The following is a 16,776-nucleotide window of genomic DNA, read 5'->3' as shown; positions in this document are numbered from 1 at the left end:
GACGGCATCCGTAGGGACGCAAGGCTCGCGTGCCGCCTCTGGGGGTGTGGAGTCCTCGCTGCCCGGGGCTGGGTTGCGGGTGCCGGGGAATCTGGTGGTGCTCGCGGTGTTGTCGGCCGGGGCGGGGGCCGTGCATTTCGCGGCCATGGGGGAGCACTTCGCCATGGACTGGCGGCACGGGGCGTTCTTCGCCGTGGCCGGATGGGCGCAGGTGCTCTGGGCCGCGGTGGTACTGCTCCGCCCGGCGCGGCCCGTGCTGCTGGCCGGGATCGTGGGCAACGCCGCCATCGTGGCCCTGTGGGGAGTCAGCCGCACCCTCGGCGTGCCCTTCGGCCCCGGTGCGGGCCGGCCGGAGCCCGTGGGCGCCCCGGACGTGCTCGCCACCGCCCTGGAGATCGTCCTGGTCTGCTGTGCTCTCACCCTGCTGGACAGGACCGCGCGCCCGGCCGTTCCCAGCCGGTCGAGGCGGATCGGGGCGGGGGTGGTGGCCGGGCTGGTGGTGGTCGCGGTCGGTACGGTCTTCCTGCCCGTCTTCGGCACCCACGGCCACGCCGTACCCGCGAATCAGGCGGGCACCACGGCGGCGGACGGCCACCAGCACGGCACCGGCCAGAGCCAGAACACCGGCACCGACCCGGGCGCGGGCGCGGGCGAGGATCAGCAGGGTGGGCACAAGCATGGCGACCAGGGGCCGGTGGCGCCGCCGAGTGAGGGCGAGCGGGCGGCCGCGGACCTGGCCGTGGCGGCGGCCAAGCGGGAGCTGCCCAAGCGGTGGCCCACGTTGGCGGCGGCCACGAAGGACGGGTTCGCCGAGTCGATCGACACCGGCGGCGTCGTTCACCTCACCAAGATGGCGTGGATCATGGACGACCGGGTGCTCGACCCGACCCGCCCCGAAGCCCTGGTGTACTACCGCAAGCCGAGCGGCGGCAGCATCCTGCTGGGCGCGATGTACATCATGCCTCCGGGCGCCCAGGGCCCGAGGATCGGCGGCTCCCTCACGCACTGGCACGCCCACGACGACCTCTGCGGGCTGCCCGGCGGCGGCGTGGCCGTCCTGAACCCGGATGGCACCTGCCCCAAGGGCACCACGAAGCTCCCCTCCACCCCCGAAATGCTCCACGTCTGGGTCGTCGACTACCCCGAGGGCCCCTTCGGCGACGCGACCGCCCCAGCCCTCCGCACCGCCATCACCACCCTCCTGTCCCAGGGCGCGTGACCCCCGGTCCGGAGGACCGAGCGGGGGGTCGAGAGCGTTGTCGAGGCGCCAGGATGCGCGTGTACCGCGGGATCCGCGCGGATCGCCCGGTCGGCGAGGTCACGGGCGATCCGGCCGGCCGGGCTCGCTGTAGCTCGTCGGTCACCCATTCCGGCCTGCGCAGGTGAAGCCACGGACGGGGCTGAGGAAGCGGGTCAGGACTGGGGGTCCAGGGGTGGGGCGGGGGTGCCGGGATTGGTGGACGCGGGCTGGTCGGCGAAGGTGATGATGAGGTAGCGGCCGTTGGAGTAGCTGACCACGCGCTGGCCGAGCATGTCGCTCACCCGGCGGGCCACGTTCTGGAACAGCTCCACCAGGTCCGGGTTGTCGGCCGCCACCCGGAAATGGCCGTTGGAGATGAGCTGCTGGGCGACGAAGGGGGAGAAGTTGGCCTCGCTTCTGGCCATCTCCTCCGCGGTGAACGGGGACTGCCGGAATGCGGGCTCGGTGCCGAAGGACTGGGTCATCGCGTGCCTTTCCTCTGATGGGGTTGTCAGCGGGCCGCCGTGGTGAACGGCTCGCCGGCGTTGAGCTTGCCGATCAGGCGCAGGACTCCGTCCCGGCCGTCATGGGCCATGAGCCAGCGGCTGACCTGGCAGGCCGCCTTCGCGTACGTCTGCCGATCGGCGGAGGCCGCACGCAGCCACTCCTCCAGCGTCACCGGCAGCGCCCCCGACGGCTCCACCAGGCAGCGGTCGCCGGTGGAGCCGAGGTAGCGCGCGTCGCCGGAGATCACCACCGCCAAGCCCTCGTCGAACCACTGCGGCACCTCCCCGGACAGTCGCGCGTGCAGCTCCACGTGCGCCATCTCGTGGGAGGCGATCACCGGATCGAGGCCGCCCGGCGACAGCATCACCGCGCGGTTCAGGACCGCCACGCCCTTCTCCTTGCCGCCGCCTATGCCCGTGTAGCAGGGCGCGGTGCCGCACACGAGGACTCTCGGCGTGCTCACCCGCCCGCCGTAGAAGTCGCCGACCACCCGCCGGGCGGCGGCCACGGTCGCCAGGACCGGCGCGGCCGGCACGCCTTCCTCCACGTAGACGTCGTCACCGGCGGAGCTCAGCCCGTAGCAGCCAGGACAGGCGGTGGCGGCCACCGACGGGTAGGCCCAGGCCACCCCGCCGACGGCCAGCACCAGCACGGTGACCACCGCGATGATGGTGATTCTCATGGGGGCAAGCCTGCCGGGTGGGCGGCGGGATTACATCAGCCCGGGGTATGTCATCCTCAGGTATGCGGCCACCCGCCGCTTGCCCCCGTACTCCGCCCAGCCCAGCGGCGTCGAGTCGTGGTCGTCGTCCTCCGCCGACGGGTCGGCCCCGAGTTCCAGCAGCGCCGTGACGGTGTCCACGTCGTCGTTCCAGGCCGCCAGGTGCAGGGGAGTGCTCCGCTCCCGGTGCCCGACGTCGAAGCCGAGCCCCGCCAGCAGCCGCACCACGTCCGGCCGCCCGTGCTCGGCCGCCCGGTTCATCAGGCCGGGCGTCTCGGCCAGCGCCCGCGCGAGCACCTCGGGCCCGAGGGCGGCGACCGCATCGGCGTCGCCGCTCATGCACGCCGCCGCGAACGCCTCCAGCTCGTCGAGCTCCGGCCGCCGCGCCCCCGCCGCCGCCAGCAGCCCGGCCACCTCGCGGTGGCCGTGGACAAGCGCCAGCTCGTACGGCGTCCGCCCGCCGAACCCCGGATGCCCACCCGGCCGATCGACCGGCACGCCGTACTCCAGCAGGAGCCTGACCCGGCGCGGACCGCCACGCAGCGCGGCCGTCGCCAGCTCCTCACTGAGTAGCTCGGCGGGCGAGGCCAGCTCGTGCCCGAGCCGCTCGCGCCACGGCCCGCCGTCGCCGCGGCCGAGCCCGTACTCCAGCAGCAGCTCCAGATGCGCGGTGTCGTCGGACCAGGAGCCGGCGAGGCCGAGGTTGTAGACGGTCTGGGCGTCGTTGGCGTCGGCGCCGGCCGCCAGCAGCACGCGGGCCAGCTCCAGCCCGCTCTGGTGGGGCGGCTGGTCGCCCTCCCCGCCGCCGAACGCGCCGGTCAGGGCGGTGAACGGCGACGGCAGCCCGTCCCACAGGAACCCGGCGTCCGGGTCTGCGCCGTGGTCGAGCAGGACGCGGGCGGCCTCCACGTACCGGCCGGGACGCTTGAGCCGCGCGTAGGCCAGGTAGAGCAGCGGCTCCCACCCGAACGGGCCGCCCTGCGCGGTGGCGAGCGAGGGGTCGGCGGCCAGCGCGGCGCGCAACGCGGCCGCCGAGCCGGTGGCGGCCATCGTGAAGACGTTCGCCGTGGCCAGGGCGGGGTCGGCGGCGAGCAGCTCGTCGGCCTCGCGCAGGCGGCCGGGGTAGTCGTCGCCGTAGGTGAGGCAGGCCACGCGCAGAAACTCGGCGGCCGGATCGGCGGCGGCGGGCACCTCGTGCGGCGAACGGGTGTAGCGTCCGACGGTCTCCAGGTGCTTCATCAGCCGTCCCCAGCTGGGGAAGCCGTGGCGGCGGGCGGTCACGAGCTGGGCGTCGGCCAGCTTGGGCGCGTTCGGGCGCCGGGGATGGAACTCCTCGACCATGGCCAGCGCCTCCGGCACGCCGGCGCGTACGTAGCGCAGCAGCGTCTTGGCCTGCTTGCGCAGCGCCTCGGCGCTCGGATGGTCGGGAAGACGAGAGATGGGCACGATGGCCTCCCTTCCGTATACGTCTGACGTCCGCATGATCAGACCGGAAAAGAGGTCAGGCCTAAAAACACACCGTGACCAGGTGGGCTTCGCCCTTCCCGCGGACCGGATGCGCCCTGACGCGCCCGGCCAGCATACATCTGGACAGTTCGATGGCCGTGATCTGTAATGGCGAACCATGGCCACTCTTTACGAGCACGCCGGCGGCGACGAGGCACTGCATCGCGTCGAAGCCTCCTTCTACGACAAGGTCCTGGCCGACCCGGTGCTGAAGACCCTGTTCACCGAGCGTCGCCCGCACCACGTGGACCACCTGACCTGGTTCACCGCCGAGTCCTTCGGCGGCCCAGGCCACTTCACCGAGGAACTCGGCTTCGACCACGTCATCCGTGTCCACCGCGACCTCGAGATCACCGACGAGCAGCGCGAACGGTTCGTCACGCTCTACATGGAGGCCTTCGAGGAGGCCGGGCTCCTCGCCGACGAGCGCTTCCGCGCCGCCGTGCGATCGCACGCCGACTTCGGCGCCCGCGTGGCCCAGCAGAACTCCCACGCCAAGACCGACGCCGACCTGCACCCGATCAGGGAGGTGCCGCTCTGGACCTGGGAGTAGGGTGCGCGGATGACGTCCTCCCTGTACGACCGCCTGATCGCCGACCTCGACGCCGCCGGGGCCGGATACCGCTTGATCGAGCACGCCCCGGAAGGGCGTACCGAGCTGGTCAGCGAGCTGCGCGGCAACGAGGTCAGCCACGCGGCCAAATGCCTGATCGTCATGGTGAAGATCGGCAAGAAGGAGAAGCGTTTCGTGCTGGCCGTCGTCCCGGGTGACGCCAAGCTCGATCTCCAGGCGGTCAAGGCGCTGTACGGGGGCACGTACGCGGCCTTCGCCGACAAGGACCGGGCCGAGGAACTGGCCGGGAGCGTGAGCGGCACCGTGCTGCCCTTCTCCTACCATCCGGACCTGGAGCTGGTCGTGGATCCGGCGCTGCTGGCCGTACCGGAGATCTATTTCAACGCCGCGCGGCTGGATCGCTCGATGGCGCTGTGCACGAAGGACTATGTCCTCGTCGCCGCGCCCAGAACCGAGCGCATCACTTAATACTGGGAAACATGCGCCACTCCGACTGGGGTACGGTCAGCGCCCGCTGGGCGGGTATTCGCAGCGAGACGGTCGACGTCCAGGGCGCCGCCGTCCACTATCTCCGGGCCGGATCCGAGCGCGACGGCCCCGCGCACCTGCTGGTCCATCCGCTGGGCGGCAGCGCGACGCTGTGGATGGACCTCATTCCCCACCTGGCCGCCTTCGGCCCCGTCTACGTGCCGGACCTGCCCGGAACCCTGTTCGGCCACACCGAGCTGCCGCATCCGCGCGCGGCCAGGCTGGCGCCGAACGTCCGCTTCCTACGCGCCTTCACCGGCACGCTCGGCCTGGAGAAGGCGACCGTCCACGGCTGGTCGATGGGCGGGCTGGTGGCGGCGATGTTCGCCGGCCTCGCGCCGGACCGGGCCGGCCGCCTGGTGCTCGCCACCCCGGCCCTGCCCGCCCGGCTGCCGGAGGAGGAGGCCCGGTGGTGGCGCACGATCGGCCGCGTGTGCCTGTCGGCCGCGCAGCCGCTGGCCCGCACGGTCCTGCGCGCCGGCGCGCGTCCCCTCCTGGAGATGAAGATCAGGACGTACGCCGACCGCGACACGCTGACCGGCGGCGAGAAGCTGGTCGGCGGTGACCTGACCCGACTGTCGCCCGAGATGACCGCGCTGATCGGCGAGGAACTGCGCACGGCGGACCCGGCCAGGCTGGGCGACACCGTCACCGCGGTGACCTCGATCATGCGGGCGATCTTCGTCGATCCCGAGCCCGTCCGCGCGGCCCTCTCCCGGGTGAGCGCCCCCACCCTGGTCCTGTGGGGCGAGACGGACAACATCGTCATCGACGGCGCCCGCGAGGACCTGACCGCCCGCCGCCCCGACTGGACGCAGCACACCCTCCCGGACACCGGTCACGTGTTCCCGCTGGAGGTACCCGGCGTATACGCGGAAACCGTCGCGCGCTGGGCGGGGTACACCTCGTAGTCTGTGCCGGATGCAGCACGTTCTGACCACCGACCGGCTCGAACTCCGGCCGGTCGCCGCAGCCGACCTCGCCGACCTGCTGGCGCACTGGACCGACCCGGACGTGCGGCGCTTCCTGTTCGACGGCGAGGTCCTCACCGCCGAGCGGGTGGCCGAGGCGATCGCCGACAGCGAGCGCGACTCCGTCTGCGGTCTGTGGCTGATCCGTGAGCGCGCCACCGGCGTCCTCGCCGGCACCGCGGGGCTCCGGCCGCTGGAGGACCTCGGCGTCGAGGTTACCTACAGCCTGTCGCCGCCCTTCTGGGGGTACGGCTACGCCACGGAGGCGGCCCGCGCGGTGGTCGAGCACGCCCTGGGCCCGGCCGGCCTGCCCGAGGTCCTGGCCGAGGTGGACGAGGGCAACACCGCCTCCATCGCCGTGGTGGAACGCCTGGGGATGACGCCGTTCGAGACGGTTGCCGGCCTGCTGGGGCCGATGATCCGCTACCGGAGGACCGCGCGTGGTTGACCGGGACCGGGAACGCCGGACGGGCTCCGAGATCACACCGGTGCGCGTGGACGTGGAGGTGCGGCAGGTGACGGCCGAGCACGTCACCTTCACCCAAGACCTACACCAGCCCGGGATGGGAGCGCCCCGAGGTGAGCTGGAGCACCCTGCGCTTCCTGGCGGAGGCGGGCTGGAGATCGAGGCCCAGTACGGCGACTGGAACCGCGGGCCCTTGACCGGCGCCGCCCCGGAGATCATCACGTTCGCCGCCGGGTAGTGCCTCACCGGAGCGCGCCGGCGGACAGAATCGGAGTATGCGCTACCGCATCCTGGGCACGACCGAGGTGGCCGGCGAGCAGGTCAACGGGGACGGCCTGCGGGCGCTGCTCGCGGCGCTGCTGCTGGAAGCCGGGCGGCCGGTCTCCGCGGAGCGCCTGCGCGAGGTCGTCTACGGCGGCGAGGGGGCCGCGCCCAACGCCCTGCAGTCGCAGATCTCCCGCCTGCGGAAGTTCGTCCCGGTCGAGCGGGTCGGGCCCGGCTACCGGGTCAGCGTGGACCCCGACGACGTGGACGCCCACCGCTTCGCCCGCCTGGTCGCCGAAGGGCGGCGGGCCGGCCGTACACAGGAGGCGGTGCGGTTGCTGGGCGAGGCGCTCGCGCTGTGGCGCGGCGAGGCGCTGGCCGGGCTGCCGGGCCTGGACGGCCACCGCGAGCGGCTGGCGAGCCTGCGCGCGGAGGCGCTGGAGAACCGGATCGAGGCCGAGCTCGCGCTGAAGGCCGAGCCCGCCCGCCTGATCGGGGAACTGCGCACCCTGGTCGCCGCCGACCCGCTGCGCGAGCGCCCGCGCGAGCTGCTGATCCGCACGCTGGCCGCGACCGGCAGGCAGGTCGAGGCGCTGGAGTGCTACGAGGACCACCGCCGCCTGCTGGCCGAGCAGCTCGGCACCAGCCCGTCGCCGGAGCTCAGAACCCTGCACGTCGCGGTGCTGCGCGGCGAGCACACCCAGCGCCCGCTGATGGCCATGCCGGGGCCGCGCCGCCAGATGAGCAGCTTCGTCGGCCGCGAACGCGAGCTCGCCGACCTGCGCGTCCTGCTGCGCGAGCACCGGCTGGTGACGCTCGTCGGCCCCGGCGGCTCGGGCAAGACCCGGCTGGCCGCGGAGGCGGTGAGCGGGCCGATCGGGGAGCGCGTCTGCTTCGTCGAACTCGCCCCGGCGGCAGGGGTACGGCAGGCCGTACTCGGCGCCCTGGGCGGCGCGTTCACGCCCGGCGGCGACCCGGTCGCCATCCTGGCGGGAGAGGTGCTCCTGCTCGTGCTGGACAACTGCGAGCACCTGATCGAGGAGGCCGCCGCCCTGGCCGACCGGCTGCTGGCCGGGGCGCCCGGCATACGGGTGCTGGCCACCAGCCGCGAGCCGCTCGGCCTCGACGGCGAGGTCAGCCTGCCGCTGCGCCCGCTCGCGCTGCCCGCCGAGGGCGCAGCCCTGGCCGAGGCGCTGGACAGCCCGGCGGTGAGCCTGCTCGTGGACCGCGCGCGGGCCGCCGACCCGCGCTTCGCCGCCACCGACGCGGTCGTGCGGATCTGCCGCGCCCTCGACGGACTGCCGCTGGCGATCGAGCTGGCCGCCGCCCGGCTGCGCGCGCTGTCGGCCGAGGACCTGGCCGAGCGGCTGGAGGAGCGGCTCGGCGACCGCCTCGACCTGCTCGGCTCCGGGCCGCGCGGCGGCCAGGCCCGCCACCGGACGCTGCGGGCCGTCGTGGCGTGGAGCTGGGAGCTGCTGTCGGCCGACGAGCAGCGGCTGGCCGCACGGCTGTCCGCCTTCCCCTCGGGGGCCTCGCTCAAGGCCGCGGAGCGGGTCTGCGGCGCCACGCCCGGCCTGCTCGCGGCTCTGGTGGACAAGTCACTCGTCCAAGCCGACCACGGGCGCTACCGGATGCTGGAGACCGTGCGCGCCTTCTGCGCCGAGCATCTGGGGGAGGACGACGCCGACGCCGTACGCCTGGCCCATGCCGGGTACTTCGCCGACATGGCCGTCCGGGCGGAGCCGTACCTGCGCAATCATCGGCAGGCGGGCACGATGGCCGAGCTCGCGGCCGAGCACGACAACCTGCACGCGGCGCTGCGCTGGGCGATCGCGGCCGGGCGGCCCGCGACGGCGCTGCGGATCACCGCGGGGCTGTGGCTCTACTGGTGGCAGCGGGGGCTCGGGCAGGAGGCCGCCCAGCTCACCGTCGCCGCGCTCGCCCTGCCGGGAGCGGAGGAGTGCGGCGCCCACTACGTGATGTCCGTGCTGCAGGTGGCGTCGGCGGCCAGCCCGCGCGCCCAGATCCGCCCGCTGCTGGAGCGGGCCGAGCGGCTGGCCGAGCACCTGGGTCCGGTGCCCGAGTACCCGCTGATCCAGATGGTGCGCCCCTATCTCGCCGTCGCCCAGAGCGACTACGGCGCGATCGTGCCCTCGCTCCTGACGGCCACCACGAGCTCGCAGCCGTGGTCGCGCGGCTTCGCCCACCTGCTCCTGGCGCAGGTACGGCTGGGCGGCGGCAACCAGGTGAACCAGGCCTCCGAGCACCTGAGCAGCGCGCTCACCGCCTTCCGGCTGGCCGGCGACGGCTGGGGCGCGGCGCAGGCCCTGCTGCAGATGGCCGAGATCGCCGGCTGGCGGGGCGAGCACGCGCGCGAGCTGGCCCTGACCGAGGAGGCCATGGCGCTGACCTCGGTCTTCGGCGACGCGCAGGACACCGTGTTCGTGCTGGCCCAGAGGGGCTCGGTCAAGGCCAGGGCGGGCGACCTCGACGGCGCCAAGGCCGACCTGGAGCGGGCCGTCGGGCTGGCCAGGTCGAGGAAGGGGCCGGAGGAGATGGCCGCGGCCACGTACGTGCGGGCCGAGGTCGCCAGGCTCGAAGGCGACGGCGGACGGGCCGCGGAGCTCTACCGCGAGGCGCTGGCCGGTTGCGGGCACACGCTCTGGGTGGGGGAGGAGGAGCTGCGCGCCCGCGTCCTCATCGGGCTGGGACAGGTCGCCGGTGACGAGGGGCTCTTCCGCGAGGCGTTCGACATCCTCCTGCGCACGCTCGACGTGCCCGCCGCCGCCGGGGCGGTCGAGGGCATGGCCGGGCTGGCGCTGGCCGCCGGCGCCGCCGGGCGGGCCGCGACGCTGCTCGGGGCGGCCGGTACGCTGCGCGGGCTACCGGGTACCGAAGCCGCCGGCGTCGAGGCGGAGACCAGGCGCGTGCTCGGCGACGCCGCGTTCTCGCTGGCCTACCGGCGGGGCGCCGGGATGGACCGCGAGGAGATCGTCGGGCTCATGTCAGCGCCGGGTGCGGGCGCCGTCAGCCCCGCCGCCCACCGTTGAGGCATGAGACAGATTCCGATGACGCGCTCCTGTCCGTTCAGCCCGCCGGACGGGGCCACCGACGAGGCTTTCGGCAAGGTGCGGCTCAACACCGGCGACGAGATCTGGTACGCCACCAGCCACGACCTGGTCCGCCGGCTGTTCGGCGACACCCGCTTCAGCTCCGAGGTGGAGGGCGGCCAGCAGGGCGTGCCGCTGTACCAGGCCGCGCCGCCGCCGGGGATGTTCGTCCAGATGGACCCGCCCCAGCACACCCGGATCCGCCGCATGCTCACCGGCCGCTTCACCCTCCAGCGCATGAACCGGCTGCGGCCCAGGATCGAGCAGATCATCGCCGACCAGCTCGACCACGTGGAGAGGCAGCCGCGGCCGGTGGACCTGGTCGAGCACTTCGCGCTGCCGGTGCCGACGCTGGTGATCTGCGAGCTGCTCGGCGTGCCGTACGCCGACCGCGAGACCTTCCAGATCGCCAGCGTCCGGCTGCTCGACACGAACCTCGACATCGAGACGGCCACGGCGGCGCTGGAGGACTTCGGGGTCTTCCTCACCGAGCTCGTCGCGGCCAAGCGGGCCAGGCCGGGAGAGGGGCTGCTGGACGACCTGCTCACCGGCACCGACCTGACCGACGAGGAGGTGGCCGGGATCGCCGTGCTGCTGCTGATCGCCGGCCACGAGACCAGCGCCAGCGTGCTGGGCGTCGGCACGCTGCTGCTGCTCCAGCGGCCCGACCAGCTCGCGCTGCTGCGCGACGAGCCCGAGGTCGCCAAGACCGCGGCGGACGAGATGCTGCGCTACCTGTCGGTCGTCGACACCCTCATGTTCCGGCGGGCCTCGCAGGACCTCGAACTGGACGGGGTGACGATCCCGGAGGGCGACTTCCTCACGGTCTCGCTGGCCGCGGCCAACCGGGACCCGTCCCTGTGCGAGAACCCCGACGTGCTGGACCTCACCCGGCCGCGTACCCACCACCTGGCCTTCGGCTTCGGCCCGCATCAGTGCCTCGGGCAGAACCTCGCCAGGATGGAGCTGGAGATCGCCTTCCCCGCGTTGCTGCGCCGCCTGCCCGGGTTGCGGCTGGCCGTACCGCTGGAGGAGGTGCCCAAGCGCGTGGGGATGCTCGTGTACGGCGTGGACCGGCTGGAGGTGACGTGGTGATCGTCGTGGACAGGGAGCGGTGCGCCGCCGCCGGGCAGTGCGCGGCGTGGGCGCCCGAGGTCTTCGACCAGGATCCCGACGACGGCCGGATCGTCCTGCTCGCTCAGGCCGACGGCCCGCAGGTACGGCGCGCGGTCTCCGGCTGCCCCACGGGGGCGATCACGCTCATGCCGTCGAGCAGGTAGCCGAGGCCGCGGGCGAAGGTCGCCGCCCAGTCGTGGGCCAGGCCGTGCGCGGCCAGCGTGGGATAGGGACGCAGGTGCTCGGTGAGGTCGGCGGCGCCGTCGTGGGACTGCAGGGTGACCGAGCCGATCACGAACGTGGACAGGCTGTGCGCGGCCGCCCGCACGTCGGGCAGCCCGGCCTCCTCCAGCGTGCGGTAGAGGAAGTCGGTACGGCCGAGCGCGTTCGGCCCCATCATGGGCCGGTCGAGCAGCGTGATCGACCACGGGTGGCGCAGCATCGCCGCCCGCCAGGCCGAGCACAGCCGCTCGGCCCGCGCCCGCCAGTCGCCGCCAGAGGGCAGCTCGGCCTCGCCGAACACCGCGTCGAGCGCCAGGTCGAGCACGTCGTCCTTGGTCTTCACGTGCCAGTACAGCGTGGTGGACCCGGTGCCGAGCCGCTCGGCCAGCCGCCGCATGGTCAGCCGGTCGATGCCCTCCTCGTCGAGCAGGGCGAGCGCCTCGGCCACGATCCGCTCGATGGTCAGCACCTGACGGGCGGGTTTGCGGGGCCGTAGCCACACGTTCTCGTCGCTCACCCGGCCGATAATACGCTGTACGCCGACTGGATCGATGGTCTAGTAATAGAACGGTGAGCCATATCGAGGTCGACGACCTGACCTATGTGCTGCCCGACGGCCGCCTGCTGCTCAACGAGGTGTCGTTCAAGGTCGGCGAGGGCGCCAAAGCCGCCCTGGCCGGGCCCAACGGCGGCGGGAAGACCACGCTGCTGCGCCTGATCGGCGGTGAGCTGCGGCCCACCGCCGGGCGGGTGCGCGCCGTGGGCGGGATCGGGGTGATGCGGCAGTTCCTCGACGCGGGGAGCGTCGGGGACCTGCTGCTGTCGGTCGCGCCCCCGCCGGTCCGCGCCGCCGTCGCTTCGGTACGCGGGACCGAGGCCGCCCTCGGCGACGACGAGACGAGCCAGCTCGCCTACGCCCAGGCGCTCAGCGACTACGCCGACGCCGGAGGGTACGAGCTGGAGGTCGTCTGGGACGTGTGCACGACGGCCGCGTTCGGCCTGCCGTACCTGTCGGCGCGGGAGCGGGACGTGCGCACGCTGTCCGGCGGCGAGCAGAAGCGCCTCATGCTGCACGCGCTGCTGCGCGGCCCCGACGGCGTCCTGCTCCTGGACGAACCCGACAACTACCTCGACCTGCCCGGCAAGCAGTGGCTGGAGGGCGAACTGCGCGCCTCGGCCAAGACCGTGCTGCTCGTCTCGCACGACCGCAGGCTGCTGGCCGAGGTCGCCGACCGGATCGTCACCGTCGAGGCGCGCGGCGTGTGGGTGCACGGCGGCGGCTACACCGGCTACCCCCAGGCCCGCCGCGACCGCGCCGCCCGCCTCGACGAGCGCCGCCGCCGCTGGGAGGAGGAACGCGCCAGGCTACGCGGCGCCGTCCACACGCTGCGCCAGCGCGCCACTCGCAACGACGCGCTGTCCGGGGCCTACCAGTCCGCCGTGACCCGGCTCGCCCGCTACGAGGAGGCCGGCCCGCCGGAGCGCCCGCCGAAGGAGCAGAACATCCGCATGCGCCTGCGCGGCGGCCGCACCGGCAAACGCGCGCTCACCGTGCGCGACCTCGCCCTGCCCGGCCTCGTGCGCGCCTTCAGCACCGAGATCTGGTACGGCGAGCGGATCGCCGTCCTCGGATTCAACGGGACCGGCAAGTCGCACTTCCTGCGGTTGCTGGCCGGGGAGCCGATCGCCCACACCGGGGCTTTCACTCTGGGCGCCCGGGTGCGGCCCGGCTGGTTCGCGCAGACCCACCTGCGGCCCGACCTGCACGGCCGCCCGATCGCCGAGCTGATCATGGCCACGTACGGCCTGGAGCGAAACGACGCGATGGCCGCGCTGGCCCGCTACGAGCTGGCTCCGGCGGGCGGCCAGCACTTCGAGACGCTCTCCGGCGGGCAGCAGGCGCGCCTGCAGATCCTGCTGCTGGAGCTGTCCGGCGCGACGTTGCTGCTGCTGGACGAGCCCACGGACAACCTCGACCTGGCCAGCGCGGAGGCGTTGCAGCGGGGGCTGTCGGCCTACGAGGGCACCGTGCTGGCCGTCACCCACGACCGCTGGTTCGCCGCCGACTTCGACCGCTCCCTCACCTTCACCGCCACCGGCCACGTCCACGACACCCCCAACCCCAACCCCACCACCTAGCCCCACACCCGCCACCTCCGCCACGGGCTCCATGTCCGCGACATCGCGCGACATCCTGCGCTGCCCGCGCTGCCTCGGCCCACATCCCGATACCTCCGGTGCCCAGGTCACGACATCCCGTGATGCTGCCGTGCGGGTCTTCACCCCTTGAGCTGGCGCCTTCCCGCTCGCGTGGTCGTGGCGCTTCCGGGTGCGGACCAGGCGCGGGGTCGGTGAGGGGTGGGCTGGCATGCTGGGATGGCGTGTAACAGCGGTAGTTTTACCCGGCGGACAACGTGAAGCGGAGCGGTGGATGGAAGCGGAGCGGCCCAGCGCGATCGGGCAGGCGCTGCTGGCGGTCAGCGACCAGTGGACGATGCTCATCCTGCAACGCGCCTTCCTGCTGCGCCTGCGCCGCTTCGCCGACTGGCGCGACGAGCTCGGCATGTCGGAGTCGGTGCTGTCCAACCGGCTCAAGGAGATGGTGGCGGGCGACCTGCTCAGGCCGGTGCCCTACCGGGAGCAGGGGCGGACGCGGACCGAGTATCTGCTGACCGAGCGGGCGATCGAGCTGTGGCCGGTGCTGGTGGAGATCTGGTCGTGGGAGCGGCGGTGGGTGCCCAGGCGGCATGGGCTGCCGGAGCTGGCGCATGATGTGTGCGGGAGCCGCACCGACGTCGAGCTGGGGTGTCTGGGGTGCGGGGCGGCGCCCGTCGGCGCGCGCGACACCGAGACGTCGCGGGGGGCGGCCACGTTCGCGCAGGTGACTGTGCCGCGGCATCATCGGAGGATCGTGCGTGCGGGGGAGGATGACCCGCTGTCGTATTTGCCGGAGACGTTCGAGCTGCTCGGGGATCGGTGGAGCACGGTGGTTCTGGCCGCCGCCTTTCTGGGGGTGCGGCGGTTCGCGGACTTTCAGGCCGAGCTGGGGGTGGCGCCGTCGGTGCTGGCCAGCAGGTTGCGGCGCTTCACCGAGCTGGGCGTGCTGGACGTGGAGGAGCCGGGGGCGCGGCCTCGCTATCGGCTCACCGGCAAGGGGCTGGGCTTCTTCGGGATCTTCGCGTTTCTGGTCGAGTGGGCGCAGAAGTGGTACGAGGGGCCGGCGGACACCGATCTGCGGTTCATTCATCGGGCCTGTGGGCGGGCTTTTCTACCCTGTTTGCGGTGCGGGTCGTGCGGGGTGGCGCTGAGCCGTACCGAGGTGCACTTCGTGATCCCCGAGCGGCGGCTGCCGCTGGCCGGGACCGCCTGAGGTTCGCGGCGGGCTGTGGCATCATGTGCGGGTGCATGTCGGCCGGCCCGTTCTGCGCGCTTTGCGCGCCACCGTGTTCGCGGTGGCCTGCGTGCTGGCCTCGCTCACTCTGCACATGCTGGCCGGAGGCGCACAGATCCGGCCCGTCACCCTCGGTCTCGCGCTCGCGCTGACCTGGGCCGGCGCCTACCTGCTCGGCCGCCTGCAGCGTGGCAGGGAACTTCTGCTGGCCACGAGCTTCGCCGCCCAGTACGGCATGCACCACTTGTTCACCGCCGGCGCCGTGCCCGTGGCCGCCCCGGTGGCCGCGCATGGGCACGGCGGCGGGCTCGGCAACGGCCTGGGCATGTTCCTCGTGCACGCCGTCGTCGCCCTGATCTCCGCCTGGTGGCTTGAGCGCGGCGAGTGCGCGCTGGCCCTGCTGGCTCATCTGGCCGTCGCCTCCGTCGGCGGCCTGTGGGCCCGGCTGTTCGTCCTGCTGACCGCCACGCCGGAGACCGGTTCCACCGGGCTGGCACCGGTCGAGGACGAGGGCACGCTCGCCCCTCGTGCGCCCTTCGTCACGATCGTCTCCCGGCGCGGACCGCCGCTCGTTCTCTCCGTTCTCTGATCCCGGGCATCCCCGCCCGGGTGCTCCCGGGCGTCCGCGCCCGGGCGTAAGGCCGTGCGCTCCGGCAGCCGCGGCCTCCGCGCGTGTCCTCCTCGATCAGGGCCGCGTCCGAACCCCCTGACCGGATCGCGCGTACCTCGCTGTGCGCGCCACCGGCCGAACGGAGAAACCACCATGAGCTCCTCCACCGACGTCATCGAGCGGACCGAGAGCGCCGATCCACCCCCCGGGCGGTCGGCGAGCTGGCCGGCGCTGCGCCCCCTCGTCCTGCGCCTGCACTTCTACGCCGGGCTCCTCATCGCCCCGTTCCTCCTGGTCGCGGCCACCACCGGCCTGCTGTACGCGGCGTCGTACCAGATCGAGAAGATCGTCTATGCGCACGAGCTGACCGCGCCGCCCGGCGGCCGGAGCCTGCCCCTGGAACGGCAGATCGCCGCCGCCCGCGCCGCACACCCGCGGGCCCCGATCACCGCGGTACGGCCCGCCGCCGAGCCCGGCCAGACCACCCGCGTCCTGCTGGACGTGCCCGGCCTGCCCGATAGCACCCAGCTCGCGGTCTTCGTGGACCCGTCCACCGCCCAGGTACGCGGCGCGCTGGAGAGCTACGGCAGCTCCGGTGCGCTGCCGGTGCGCGCCTGGATCTCCCACCTTCACCGCAACCTGCACCTGGGCGAGCCCGGCCGCCTCTACAGCGAGCTGGCGGCAAGCTGGCTCTGGGTGGTCGCGCTCGGCGGCCTGCTCCTGTGGATCGGCCGCAAGCGGCGCAAGGGCACCCGCCTGCGCCGCCTGACCACGCCGGAACGCGGCGTCACCGGCCGCCGGCGGGTCCTGTCCTGGCACGGCTCGATCGGCCTGTGGGCGGTGGTGGGCCTGGTGTTCCTGTCGGCCACGGGCCTGACCTGGTCGAAGTACGCCGGTGACAACGTCGACCGGCTCCGCACCACGCTCGGCTGGACCACGCCGTCCATCGCCACCGGCGGCGAGCACGGCGCCCACGCCCCCTCCGCCTCCGGCGGGCACCAGCATGGCGCCGCCGATGTCGGTCCCGACCGGGTCACGGCCGCCGCGGCGAGCCGGGGGCTGTCCGGGCCGCTGGAGATCGTCTGGCCGGCCAAGCCCGGCGAGCCGTACCTGGTCAAGGAGTCCGACAAGACCTGGCCGCAACGGCTGGACCAGGTGGCCGTCGACCCCGCCACCGGCCAGGTGCGCGCCGAACTGCGCTTCGCCGACTTCCCCCTGGCCGCCAAGCTCACCCGCTGGGGCATCGACGGGCACCAGGGCCTGCTGTTCGGCCTGGCCAACCAGATCGTGCTGATGCTGCTCGCCGCGGGCGTCATCACCATGATCGTGCTCGGCTACCGGATGTGGTGGACGCGCCGCCCGAAACTCGGCGGCTACCCGCGCGGCGGCTGGCGCGGCGTGCACTGGGCGGCTCTGATCCCCTTTGCGCTGGTAGTGGTGGGTGTGGGGTACTTCATGCCGCTCCTGGGCATCTCCCTGTGCGCGTTCCTGCTGCTCGACATCGTGCTCGGCCGGGTTCTCGCGGGCAGGCGCGGCTGACACTATGGCGG

The 16,776-nt window shown here is 73.5% G+C and carries 17 protein-coding genes; 13 read left to right on the top strand and 4 right to left on the bottom strand.

Annotation, left to right across the window (positions count from 1 at the left end):
* Positions 1 to 79 precede the first annotated feature (79 nt).
* Entirely contained in the window at positions 80 to 1,219 is a 1,140-nt protein-coding gene (locus tag ACFWY5_RS18995; RefSeq protein WP_379633308.1) for a hypothetical protein, read from the top strand.
* A 194-nt stretch (positions 1,220 to 1,413) separates the two neighbouring features.
* On the opposite strand, the gene ACFWY5_RS18990 is transcribed toward ACFWY5_RS18995, so the two are convergent.
* From ACFWY5_RS18990 to ACFWY5_RS18980, 3 genes are read right to left on the bottom strand one after another with little or no spacing between them, the layout of a single operon-like run.
* Complete coding sequence (locus tag ACFWY5_RS18990; protein ID WP_379633305.1) at positions 1,414 to 1,725, bottom strand: hypothetical protein; 312 nt, start codon at positions 1,723 to 1,725, stop codon at positions 1,414 to 1,416.
* Positions 1,726 to 1,751: 26 nt separating this feature from the next.
* Positions 1,752 to 2,429, bottom strand: coding sequence for a hypothetical protein (locus ACFWY5_RS18985; protein WP_379633303.1), 678 nt, complete (start codon positions 2,427 to 2,429; stop codon positions 1,752 to 1,754).
* 30 nt (positions 2,430 to 2,459) lie between these two features.
* Entirely contained in the window at positions 2,460 to 3,914 is a 1,455-nt protein-coding gene (locus ACFWY5_RS18980; RefSeq protein ID WP_379633301.1) for an ankyrin repeat domain-containing protein, read from the bottom strand.
* Between the two features lie 178 nt (positions 3,915 to 4,092).
* Between ACFWY5_RS18980 and ACFWY5_RS18975 the strand changes: the two genes are divergently transcribed.
* From ACFWY5_RS18975 to ACFWY5_RS18940, 8 genes are read left to right on the top strand one after another with little or no spacing between them, the layout of a single operon-like run.
* Positions 4,093 to 4,527, top strand: coding sequence for a group II truncated hemoglobin (locus ACFWY5_RS18975; RefSeq protein WP_379633299.1), 435 nt, complete (start codon positions 4,093 to 4,095; stop codon positions 4,525 to 4,527).
* A gap of 9 nt (positions 4,528 to 4,536) precedes the next feature.
* Positions 4,537 to 5,016: a YbaK/EbsC family protein gene (locus ACFWY5_RS18970; RefSeq protein ID WP_379613281.1), complete on the top strand. Its 480-nt coding sequence runs from the start codon at positions 4,537 to 4,539 to the stop codon at positions 5,014 to 5,016.
* An 11-nt stretch (positions 5,017 to 5,027) separates the two neighbouring features.
* Positions 5,028 to 5,987: an alpha/beta fold hydrolase gene (locus ACFWY5_RS18965; RefSeq protein WP_379633297.1), complete on the top strand. Its 960-nt coding sequence runs from the start codon at positions 5,028 to 5,030 to the stop codon at positions 5,985 to 5,987.
* A 10-nt stretch (positions 5,988 to 5,997) separates the two neighbouring features.
* Positions 5,998 to 6,495, top strand: a complete 498-nt coding sequence (locus ACFWY5_RS18960) for a GNAT family N-acetyltransferase (RefSeq protein ID WP_379613279.1) — start codon at positions 5,998 to 6,000, stop codon at positions 6,493 to 6,495.
* Positions 6,488 to 6,751 (top strand): hypothetical protein, encoded by a 264-nt coding sequence (locus ACFWY5_RS18955; protein WP_379633295.1) that lies wholly within the window; start codon positions 6,488 to 6,490, stop codon positions 6,749 to 6,751. Before ACFWY5_RS18960 ends, ACFWY5_RS18955 begins: the two co-directional genes overlap by 8 nt.
* A gap of 37 nt (positions 6,752 to 6,788) precedes the next feature.
* Complete coding sequence (locus ACFWY5_RS18950) at positions 6,789 to 9,827, top strand: ATP-binding protein (protein WP_379633293.1); 3,039 nt, start codon at positions 6,789 to 6,791, stop codon at positions 9,825 to 9,827.
* 3 nt (positions 9,828 to 9,830) lie between these two features.
* A complete protein-coding gene (locus tag ACFWY5_RS18945) occupies positions 9,831 to 10,982 on the top strand; it encodes a cytochrome P450 (protein ID WP_379633291.1) in 1,152 nt (383 codons plus the stop codon).
* On the top strand, positions 10,976 to 11,167 hold the full coding sequence (locus ACFWY5_RS18940) for a ferredoxin (protein ID WP_379613275.1): 192 nt from the start codon (positions 10,976 to 10,978) through the stop codon (positions 11,165 to 11,167). The genes ACFWY5_RS18945 and ACFWY5_RS18940 overlap by 7 nt, the downstream gene beginning before the upstream one ends.
* On the opposite strand, the gene ACFWY5_RS18935 is transcribed toward ACFWY5_RS18940, so the two are convergent.
* Complete coding sequence (locus tag ACFWY5_RS18935; protein ID WP_379613274.1) at positions 11,086 to 11,742, bottom strand: TetR/AcrR family transcriptional regulator; 657 nt, start codon at positions 11,740 to 11,742, stop codon at positions 11,086 to 11,088. The genes ACFWY5_RS18940 and ACFWY5_RS18935 overlap by 82 nt on opposite strands.
* Positions 11,743 to 11,795: 53 nt before the next feature.
* Between ACFWY5_RS18935 and ACFWY5_RS18930 the strand changes: the two genes are divergently transcribed.
* The 4 genes from ACFWY5_RS18930 to ACFWY5_RS18915 all read left to right on the top strand — a co-directional run bounded on the left by ACFWY5_RS18930 (position 11,796) and on the right by ACFWY5_RS18915 (position 16,765).
* Positions 11,796 to 13,364 (top strand): ABC-F family ATP-binding cassette domain-containing protein, encoded by a 1,569-nt coding sequence (locus tag ACFWY5_RS18930; protein ID WP_379633290.1) that lies wholly within the window; start codon positions 11,796 to 11,798, stop codon positions 13,362 to 13,364.
* Between the two features lie 292 nt (positions 13,365 to 13,656).
* Complete coding sequence (locus ACFWY5_RS18925; RefSeq protein ID WP_379633289.1) at positions 13,657 to 14,595, top strand: winged helix-turn-helix transcriptional regulator; 939 nt, start codon at positions 13,657 to 13,659, stop codon at positions 14,593 to 14,595.
* Positions 14,596 to 14,626: 31 nt separating this feature from the next.
* The gene (locus ACFWY5_RS18920; RefSeq protein ID WP_379633288.1) at positions 14,627 to 15,205 is read left to right on the top strand and encodes a hypothetical protein; all 579 of its coding nucleotides are present in this window, start codon (positions 14,627 to 14,629) and stop codon (positions 15,203 to 15,205) included.
* 174 nt (positions 15,206 to 15,379) lie between these two features.
* Positions 15,380 to 16,765 (top strand): PepSY-associated TM helix domain-containing protein, encoded by a 1,386-nt coding sequence (locus ACFWY5_RS18915; protein WP_379633286.1) that lies wholly within the window; start codon positions 15,380 to 15,382, stop codon positions 16,763 to 16,765.
* The last annotated feature ends 11 nt before the right edge of the window (positions 16,766 to 16,776 follow it).

The sequence above is a fragment of the Nonomuraea sp. NPDC059007 genome (genome assembly GCF_042740555.1).
In the GTDB taxonomy this organism is placed as follows: Bacteria; Actinomycetota; Actinomycetes; order Streptosporangiales; family Streptosporangiaceae; genus Nonomuraea.
The sequence above is the reverse complement of the archived record's forward strand: the minus strand, read 5'-3'. Positions and strand labels throughout refer to the sequence as shown.

What these genes read in the sequence shown, in the direction of transcription:
- ACFWY5_RS18960 (WP_379613279.1), top strand. Translation starts at nt 5,998, where the DNA reads ATGCAGCACGTTCTGACCACCGACCGGCTCGAACTCCGGCCGGTCGCC.
- ACFWY5_RS18975 (WP_379633299.1), top strand. Translation starts at nt 4,093, where the DNA reads ATGGCCACTCTTTACGAGCACGCCGGCGGCGACGAGGCACTGCATCGC.
- ACFWY5_RS18945 (WP_379633291.1), top strand. Translation starts at nt 9,831, where the DNA reads ATGAGACAGATTCCGATGACGCGCTCCTGTCCGTTCAGCCCGCCGGAC.
- ACFWY5_RS18965 (WP_379633297.1), top strand. Translation starts at nt 5,028, where the DNA reads ATGCGCCACTCCGACTGGGGTACGGTCAGCGCCCGCTGGGCGGGTATT.
- ACFWY5_RS18925 (WP_379633289.1), top strand. Translation starts at nt 13,657, where the DNA reads ATGGAAGCGGAGCGGCCCAGCGCGATCGGGCAGGCGCTGCTGGCGGTC.
- ACFWY5_RS18915 (WP_379633286.1), top strand. Translation starts at nt 15,380, where the DNA reads ATGAGCTCCTCCACCGACGTCATCGAGCGGACCGAGAGCGCCGATCCA.
- ACFWY5_RS18985 (WP_379633303.1), bottom strand. Translation starts at nt 2,429, where the DNA reads ATGAGAATCACCATCATCGCGGTGGTCACCGTGCTGGTGCTGGCCGTC.
- ACFWY5_RS18950 (WP_379633293.1), top strand. Translation starts at nt 6,789, where the DNA reads ATGCGCTACCGCATCCTGGGCACGACCGAGGTGGCCGGCGAGCAGGTC.
- ACFWY5_RS18970 (WP_379613281.1), top strand. Translation starts at nt 4,537, where the DNA reads ATGACGTCCTCCCTGTACGACCGCCTGATCGCCGACCTCGACGCCGCC.
- ACFWY5_RS18990 (WP_379633305.1), bottom strand. Translation starts at nt 1,725, where the DNA reads ATGACCCAGTCCTTCGGCACCGAGCCCGCATTCCGGCAGTCCCCGTTC.